At 60.1% G+C, this 7,410-nt stretch carries 7 protein-coding genes; 5 read left to right on the top strand and 2 right to left on the bottom strand.

Annotated features, from left to right (window positions below):
- The coding region (locus MR935_RS05795; RefSeq protein ID WP_290571875.1) for a sensor histidine kinase at positions 1-1,878 on the top strand (1,878 nt) is incomplete at its 5' end.
- A gap of 50 nt (positions 1,879-1,928) precedes the next feature.
- On the opposite strand, the gene MR935_RS05800 is transcribed toward MR935_RS05795, so the two are convergent.
- Positions 1,929-2,648: a LytR/AlgR family response regulator transcription factor gene (locus MR935_RS05800; protein ID WP_290571877.1), complete on the bottom strand. Its 720-nt coding sequence runs from the start codon at positions 2,646-2,648 to the stop codon at positions 1,929-1,931.
- Positions 2,649-3,419: 771 nt separating this feature from the next.
- Here MR935_RS05800 and MR935_RS05805 point away from each other — a divergent pair.
- Genes MR935_RS05805 through MR935_RS05820 form a run of 4 tightly spaced genes read left to right on the top strand, consistent with a single transcriptional unit; the run spans position 3,420 to position 6,539 of the window.
- A complete protein-coding gene (locus MR935_RS05805; protein WP_290571879.1) occupies positions 3,420-3,944 on the top strand; it encodes a hypothetical protein in 525 nt (174 codons plus the stop codon).
- Complete coding sequence (locus tag MR935_RS05810; protein ID WP_290571881.1) at positions 3,941-4,966, top strand: methionine ABC transporter ATP-binding protein; 1,026 nt, start codon at positions 3,941-3,943, stop codon at positions 4,964-4,966. Before MR935_RS05805 ends, MR935_RS05810 begins: the two co-directional genes overlap by 4 nt.
- A gap of 11 nt (positions 4,967-4,977) precedes the next feature.
- Positions 4,978-5,646, top strand: coding sequence for a methionine ABC transporter permease (locus MR935_RS05815; RefSeq protein WP_442863019.1), 669 nt, complete (start codon positions 4,978-4,980; stop codon positions 5,644-5,646).
- Between the two features lie 50 nt (positions 5,647-5,696).
- Positions 5,697-6,539 carry a MetQ/NlpA family ABC transporter substrate-binding protein gene (locus tag MR935_RS05820; RefSeq protein ID WP_290571885.1) on the top strand — a complete coding sequence of 281 codons (843 nt, stop codon included), beginning with the start codon at positions 5,697-5,699 and terminating at the stop codon, positions 6,537-6,539.
- A gap of 75 nt (positions 6,540-6,614) precedes the next feature.
- Here MR935_RS05820 and MR935_RS05825 read toward each other — a convergent pair.
- Positions 6,615-7,410 (bottom strand): diphosphate--fructose-6-phosphate 1-phosphotransferase (locus MR935_RS05825; protein ID WP_290571886.1); only part of this gene is annotated, 796 nt, incomplete at its 5' end.

Here is a 7,410-nt window from a genome sequence, read left to right on the forward strand (position 1 = left end):
CGGCGGCGGTTTATACTGGCGCTGGCGCTGCTGCTGCCAGTGGTGGGCGGCTGCTTGCTTTACCTGAGCCTGACGCAGCGGTCGGCGGAGGGGATTGTCCTCTCGCCTCGGGATAATCCCGACGCGTGGCACTTTGCGCTGGCGGACGGAACGGTGCTCCGGCCGGACAGGGATGGGGTGTTTGACCTGCCTGCACCTGATGTAACGGTGTACTGCTCGCGTGCGGTGACCGGGGATATCACCGCACGCGCGGTGCTGTGGGTGGCGGGCACGGGCTGCGACGCGGCCTTTTTCGTGGACGGTGTGCTGACCGCCGACCCCTCGCGCCGCTTTACAGGGGACGCGGGCTTTTCCGCCCCGGCGGCGGAAAAGGGGACTTCGACCGGTTTGGTGATGCTGCATGAAGCGGGAGACAAGACCCTTACCATGGCCGTGCAGTTTGTGGGCGGCGCGGCCCAAATAAGCGCATTGCCCCAGCTGACGCTGTACGGCTCGGTCGGTGACTATAACAGTCAGGCACTTTCGGCCGCAGCCTCAGCGGCGCTGCCCGCCGGCGTGCTTCTGGCCATTGCGCTGTTTCTGGCGGGGCTGTTCTTGTTCCGGCTGTGGAAGGAACGGGCGGAATGGGGTCTGCTGCTGCTGGCCGGCAGCGCCATGGGATTATGCTTGAATCGAACGGCTGTGTACTCGCTGTATGCCGCGGCGCTGCTGCGTACCCCGGCGGTGCTGTGGCTTACACAGGTGCTGCCCGCGCTGTTTCTGCTGTGGCTGCTGTGGCTGCACACCTCCGGGCGGGCGAAGCGGTTTGGCTGGGCTCTCCCGCTGGCGGCCAGCGTTGGCTGCGCCGCTTGTGCAGCCGTAGAGCTGGCGGGGGAGCTGCGCACAGGCTGGGCAAACCTGATGTCCACGAGACTGCTGCCCCTGATGATGCTGCTGCTCCTGCTGTGGGGCGGGTGGGAGGCTTGCAGCCTATGTGGCTGGTACCGGAGATTTTTTGCGTTGGGCGGCTGTCTGCTGGTGCTGACGGCAATCGGAGGCGCTTTTTCGCTTTGGCAGGGCGGCGGCTTGGGCGATGTGCTCACCACCGCGTGGACGGCCGCCTGTCAGGGGCGCTTTTTTCTGCTGCTCGACCTGCTGGACTATCTGATCGTGCTGGACTGTATGCTGCTGGCGGTGTATGACTTTGTACGCGCCCTGTCCGAGCGGGAGACCGAGCGGCAGGCGCTGGCGCTGCAAAAACGCTATGCCGAGGAGAACGCCGACGCCCTGTACCGCAGGCTGGAAAAGGGGCGTGTGACCCGGCATGAGCAGCGGCACCATCTGGAAACCCTGTATGCCTTGTGCCAGCAGGGTGAGCTCGAGCGGGTGCGGCATTATGTGGAGGGGATGCGGGGCGAGCTGGACACCGCGCCTGTCCGCTACACGGATAATGTCATCGTCAATTCCATTGTCACGCCCCGGCTGCAAAAGGCCAGAGAGCACGGCGTAGCGGTTACAGCCGCCCTGCAAGTGCCCGCGCGCCTGAACATGGAGGACGCAGACCTGTCGGTGTATCTGTCCAACCTGCTGGATAACGCGGTGGAGGCGGTGTGCGCTGTGGACGAGCCTGCGCGCCGCGTGCTCACCCTGAAGATGGGCGTTTGCAACCAGCGGCTGTTCATAAGCTGTGAAAACAGCTATGACAGGCCGTTTCGCCTGCGGGAGGGAGGCTTGCCGGGCACCACCAAGAGCGGCGAGGGGCATGGCTACGGCCTGAGCTTGATGCGGCGGGTGGCGGAAAAATACAACTCTATCCTGTCCATCCATTACAAAAACGGGATGTTCTCGGTCAAAACTGACCTGGGGCTGTGGCTCAAGCAGGACAGCCCGCAGACGTAAAAAGACAGCCTGCCGGAAATCCGGCAGGCTGTCTGCTGTTTTATGTATCATCAGAGCGGCAGCGGCAGGCTGTCCTCCGCGTTGCGTATGATAGCTTCCTGCAGCTTATGCATACTGCCGCGGCTGAGCGGGATGCGTGTACCGTCCATTAGGTGCAGGGAAGCGCGATCGACCTGCGCGACGCAGTCCAGGTTGACCAGATAGCTGCGGTGGCAGCGAAAGAACTTCTCCCCGGGCAGCGCTTTTGCCAGCCTGCCCAGCGTGCCGAGCACGGTATAACTGCCCGTGGCCGTATGTACTTGGGTGGTATGGTCAAAGGCCTCTGCCCAGCGAATGCTGTCCACGGCAACTGTGGCGGCGCTGCCCGAGACCAGTCGGAGCGTCAGCGTATTTGGCTCTTTCAGCAGGCGGTGCAAAACTTCAGACAGATCCGCCGGGTCTACCGGCTTGAGCAGATAGTCGCTGGCCTGCACCTGATAGCCATCCCGCCAGAAATCCGGGCTGCTGGTGATAAAGACCAGCTTGGCACGCTCGCCCATCGCGCGCAGCGTGCGGGACAGATCCATGCCGTTTTCGTCGCCCATGAGGATGTCCAGCAGATAGAGGTCATACCGGCGGCCACCCTGCCGCAGATCGTCCAGCAGCTGGGCGGGCGCCTGATATACCGTGAGCACGGCGTGGATACACCGTTCCCGCAGCGCCAGCTCGGTCATGGTGCGGATGTGGTCGCCCGCGGCCTGATCGTCATCGCAGATGGCAATTTGATACATATGCTTCCTCCTTGCCGTCCTTCTTTGGACAATACCGCAATTCAGGGGAGCGCCAAAGACGCAGCTGCACGGTGTTGCCTTAAATTATAACACAGATTTAACAGGCTGCAAACAGAAAAAGGCGTGCGCCCGTGCGAAAGCGCAGCTGTTTTCGCCGCTGTGCCCGAGAAAAATAATTTACCCCTTGACAGCATAGGAAAGAGATGCTAATATATACCCATAAACCTACGGGATTAAATGGTATTGAAAGGAGATGTGCCATTATGACTGCTCTGCTGGGACTGCTGCTGCGCGGCAATTTTCGATGTGGACGAATGCTGTATTCCCGGACACTGGATTGTGCCGGGTGGGTTGGCATGTCTGCTGCTCACCTTGTTGTGATCTGACGCGATCATAGCATGGCCCTATTTCTTTGTCCGGGAGCGTGTACCGCCCCCGGCTTTTTGCATTTGCAGGCCAAAAGGGGCGGTACGCCCTCCGCGTGGGCAGCCGGCACGGCCGCGGTAATATTTTCGTGTAAAGGGCAAGTGCAATCTTGTGACTTGGAAAGGATTTTGACGATGATGTGTATGTGTTGCATGATGTGTTGTGAGAACCGGATATTTGGTGTGCCCTGCCTGTGTTTGATGCGATAGGCTGCGCTTTGTGCGCGCAGCCGTGCGGGGTATCCATGAAAGTGGGTGCCCCGTTTTTCATTTGGGCGCAAATAAAGCACAAGGAGAACCAAACAAATTTTGCGGCTGGGATGCCCCGGCGAAGGAAGGTATCAGTATGAGTGGATTGCGCGATCAGCTACGCGCGGAAAAGGACTATTTGGTCGGCCTGCGCCGGGATTTTCATCGGCATCCGGAACTGGCCTTGCAGGAGAAACGCACGACGCGCACACTCTCGCAGGAGATGCGGCTGCAGGTGCGGGCGTGGATCGAGCAGGTGGCCGAGCAAACGGCGTATCTCAGCGGCGCGCAGGCGCAGGTGCTCTGGACGGATATCACCTCGGCTCTCATCAACGATCCGCAGGTGAGCCGCGAGGTGGCCGAAGCGGCGGCGCGGCTGGGGGAGGATATTCGTCTCGTCACAGACCGGCCGTGGTCGCTCGGCGGCGACAATTTTGCCGAATACCAGCGCCTTGTGCCGGGCTGCTACGCCTATATCGGCACGGCAAACGCAGGCCTGCCCGGCACGCTGAACAGCCTGCACAACGGCAATTTTGATTTGGACGAGGATGCGCTCGTGCTGAACGCAGGCCTATATGCGGAATACGCCCTGTGGTGGCTTGGAAAGGGGGAGAAAGCATGATTCGATTGGAACATATCAGCAAACGCTTTGCCGGTTCCGGCGGCACGGTGGACGCGCTGAAGGACGTGTCGGTTCATGTGGAAAAAGGCGATATCTATGGCATCATCGGCTTTTCCGGGGCGGGAAAATCCACTCTGCTCCGTATGGTGAACCAGCTGGAAAAGCCGGATACCGGCACGGTCACGGTCGACGGCAGGGAGCTGACACAGCTCTCCAAGGCCGATTTGCGGCTGGTGCGCCGCAAGATCGGCATGGTATTTCAGCAGTTTAACCTGTTGGAGTCCAAAACGGTATTCCAGAACGTGGCGATCCCGCTGATTTTAGAGGGCGTTCCCAAGGACAAGATCGCTGACCGTGTCAAAGAAGTGCTCCATATCGTCGAGCTGGACGATAAGCGGGATACCTACGTCAGCCAGCTTTCAGGCGGGCAGAAGCAGCGGGTGGGCATTGCCCGCGCGCTGGCGACCGACCCCACCATCCTGCTGTGTGATGAAGCTACCAGCGCGCTCGACCCCAAAACGACCGAATCTATCCTGCGGCTGCTAAAACGCATCAACAAGGAGATGGGCGTTACGATCCTGCTCATCACGCACCAGATGAAGGTGATCCAGATGATCTGCAATAAGGTGGCCGTGATGGAAAACGGGCAGGTCGTTGAGCAGGGGGCAGTGTTAGAGGTGTTCAGCCAGCCCCGTGCGCCGGTGACGCAGGAATTTGTCCGCACAGTCATCAACGATCAGATACCGGACAGCATCATCGACCTGCTCCACACCGAGAGCCGGCCTTACATTGTCGACCGGCTGAAGTTCATTGGTGCAAGCGTCAAAAAACCGGTCATTTCCGAGGTATGCAGCATTGACGGTGTGGAGGTCAACATCCTTGGCGCGACCGTGCAGGAGCTGGAGGAAAGCGTTATGTGTATTTTCATTTTGCAGCTGTTTGGCTCTGACGACAAGCTGCGCGAGGCTGAGGCGCAGATCGACGCGGCCGGTGTGCTTCGGGAAAGGGTGGTGATTGACTGATGGAAGCGTTTTTGTCAACAAAGGTCTTTCAGGTGTCTGTCGAGCGGCTGCTGCTCAGCGGCGGGCAGACGCTGTACATGGTGGGCGTTGCGCTGCTGATCGGCACGGTGATCGGCACGCTGCTCGCACTGGTGCTGGTGCTTTGCCGCAAGGGCGGCCTGGTGGAAAACAAGCTGCTGCACGGCATCATCAGCTTTTACATCAATGTGGTGCGCAGCGTGCCGTTCATCATTCTGCTGGTCACTATCATGCCGCTCACCCGCGCCGTGGTGGGCACGACAATTGGCAGCACGGCCGCGCTCGTGCCGCTGGTGCTCTACATCAGTCCGTTTCTGGCGCGCCTGATCGAGAACAGTCTGCTGGAAGTATCCCCCGGCATTCTGGAAGCGGCGCAGGCCATGGGCGCGACGACATGGCAGATCATCCGCTATTTTCTCATCCCGGAAACGCTCGGCTCCATCATACTGGGGCTGACCACGGGAACGGTTGGTCTGCTGGGTGCTTCGGCGATGGCGGGATATTGCGGCGGCGGCGGCGTCGGCAATCTGGCGCTGACCTATGGCTACGAAAGAATGAACACGCCGCTGATGGTCTTTACCGTGATCGTGCTGGTCATCTTTGTGCAGTTATTACAGGCGGCGGGCAACCGCCTCTCCCGCCGGCTGCGCGAGCACAGATGATTTACAGCTGATATAAACAAACGATTTGAATTGGAAAGAAGGATATTATCATGAAAAAGTTTTTTGCATTGCCCCTCTCTCTGGCTCTGGCGCTGAGCCTGGCCGCCTGCGGCGGCGGAAGCGCCGCGTCTGCCGATGCTTCCGGCGCGGATGCCGCCGCGAAGACCGAGATCGTATACGGCAAGTCCCAAGGCCCCTACACCGAGCTGTTCGAGGCGGCCATCGTGCCCATTTTGGAGGAGCAGGGCTACACGCTCAAGGGCGTCGACCTTGCCGACCTGCTGGCCGCGGATATCGCGCTGAATGACGGTGAGGTGGATGTAAATGTCGAGCAGCATATTGCCTACGCCGAAAACTTTAACGCTAACAACAACGGCGATCTGGTCGCCATCAGTCCCATCCCCACGGTGCCTGCTGGTATTTACTCGGAAACCCACACATCGCTGGATGAGGTAACGGAGGGGGCGAAGATCGCGGTGCCCAACGATGCCTCCAACACCGCCCGCGCTTATGTGCTGCTGGAAAAGATCGGCTGGATCAAGCTGGACGAGGGTGCGGATCGCTCGACCGTGACACAGGACGACATCGTGGACAACCCCAAGAAGCTGCAATTTGTTGAAATGAAGTCGCTGACTATCCCTGCGGCTATCCGGGACTTCGACTATGTGGTCATCACCGGCAGCATCGTTTACAACGCGGGTATTGACCCCTCTACCGCGCTGGCGACCGAGGATATCATGGATCATCTGGTTTTGCAGGTCGTTGTGAAGGAAAAAAATAAGGACGCTGCGTGGGCGCAGGCCATTGTGGACGCCTATCACTCCGACGAGTTCAAGGCCTATCTGGCTGAGCATAACAACGGCCTGTGGTGGATTCCGGAGGAGCTACGGTAAAGGGGGAGGCATGTCAATAAAAAAACAGACGGCAGATAGCCGTCTGTTTTTTTATTGCGTCTGCAAGCGAGGGCTTCAGGCCTCGGCCTTGATCTTCTTCAGATGGGCAAAGCGCGGCAGGCCGCTCACCTTGGGGCCTACGTTCTCGCCCTCGATCAGCGGCAGCGCGTAGTCGATGAACTTCTGGGTCACGCCGTTGCCTTCCTCGTTGATCCAGTCGCGCGGCACCTTCTTTTCGGTGTTGGCGACCTCGGAAAGCGGCAGAAGCGCGATCTCGCACTTGTAGCCGTGCTCGTCGCGGGTGCACTTAAAGCCTGGCATAAAGTCAGTCTTGCCGGCGACGGCGTTCTCCACCGCAGCCTTGCCGGACAGATAGGACTCGTCCACGTCGGTCTTGGAGGCGCAGTGCGCCGCGCAGCGCTGCAGCAGGGAAAGCTCGATGCCGCGCACCTTGCAGCCCAGCTCGTTCTTGACGGTGTCGGCCAGCATGGCGGCCAGACCGCCCAGCTGCGCATGGCCAAAGCCGTCGGTCGCAGAGGTCTTGGCCTCGGATACGAAGGAGCCGTCGGCGTAGTGGATGCCTTCGGAAACGGCGACAAGGCAGTTGCCCTTTTCCGCGTAGACCTTCTTGACATCGGCAAGGAACTTATTCATGTCAAAGTCGGTCTCGGGCAGGTAGATCAGATCGGGACCCGCGCCCATCGCGGTGGCCAGACCGGCAGCGCCGGCCAGCCAGCCGGCATGGCGGCCCATGATCTCGACCACGCAGACCATGCCGGTGTCATACACGCGCGCGTCCTGATAGATCTCCATGCAGGAGGTGGCGATATACTTGGCGGCAGAGGCAAAGCCGGGGCAGTGGTCGGTGCCG

Origin of the sequence: Agathobaculum sp., assembly GCF_022775115.1 — a bacterium.
In the GTDB taxonomy this organism is placed as follows: Bacteria; Bacillota; Clostridia; order Oscillospirales; family Butyricicoccaceae; genus Agathobaculum.

Coding starts and splice junctions, on each gene's coding strand:
- MR935_RS05800 (WP_290571877.1), bottom strand. CDS start 2,648: ATGTATCAAATTGCCATCTGCGATGACGATCAGGCCGCGGGCGACCAC.
- MR935_RS05805 (WP_290571879.1), top strand. CDS start 3,420: ATGAGTGGATTGCGCGATCAGCTACGCGCGGAAAAGGACTATTTGGTC.
- MR935_RS05810 (WP_290571881.1), top strand. CDS start 3,941: ATGATTCGATTGGAACATATCAGCAAACGCTTTGCCGGTTCCGGCGGC.
- MR935_RS05820 (WP_290571885.1), top strand. CDS start 5,697: ATGAAAAAGTTTTTTGCATTGCCCCTCTCTCTGGCTCTGGCGCTGAGC.